This is a genomic window from Lachnoclostridium sp. An76, from assembly GCF_002161355.1.
GTDB classification, from domain to species: domain Bacteria; phylum Bacillota; class Clostridia; order Lachnospirales; family Lachnospiraceae; genus Mediterraneibacter; species Mediterraneibacter caccavium.
Map to the genome: position 1 here is coordinate 1 of NZ_NFHL01000026.1, position 513 is coordinate 513.

1 protein-coding gene is annotated in these 513 nt (G+C 53.0%); it reads right to left on the reverse strand.

Translation table 11 applies throughout. The features are described from left to right. A partial coding sequence (locus B5G27_RS16285; RefSeq protein ID WP_206609011.1) for a hypothetical protein occupies positions 1-208 on the reverse strand: 208 nt, incomplete at its 3' end. Positions 209-513 lie beyond the last annotated feature (305 nt).

Here is a 513-nt window from a genome sequence, read left to right on the forward strand (position 1 = left end):
AAACGTCCGAAAACAGTGAAGCGCAGATATCGAAGACGTATTCAGCACGGGTGTGTGGGTGGCTTCGGCTCCGGGGCTCCGGGGCAGCAAAAACTAAGAAATCCGGGACTATGCTAAAAGCAGAAAGCAGCAGGGCGCAACTCGGCGTTGCCTCAGACAAGCCCCCTGCTGCTTTCAACACATAGTTCCGGATTTCAAGTTTTTTCAAGCCCCTCCGCAGTCACCTCAGTCACCCACACACCCGTGCTGAAAGGTTTTCGAAAAAGGCGCTTCGCTGTTTTCTGGTTTACTCAAGCCGGAAGCTCCCCAGCAAATGCAGCGTTTAAAAACGTAGTGAGAGAGGGGAACTTCTTCGACAAAAAGCAACCTTCTCCAACCAGCAGAAACATACCCCGAGAAAAACCTTTCCGCCAAAAGATAGCCCTCCCCCAGCTAGCAGAATTCTATAGCCAGAGAGGCACAGCTTGCTGGGCCAAATCGAACGGCTAATCCCCTCCCGGAAGTCCGCGGTCC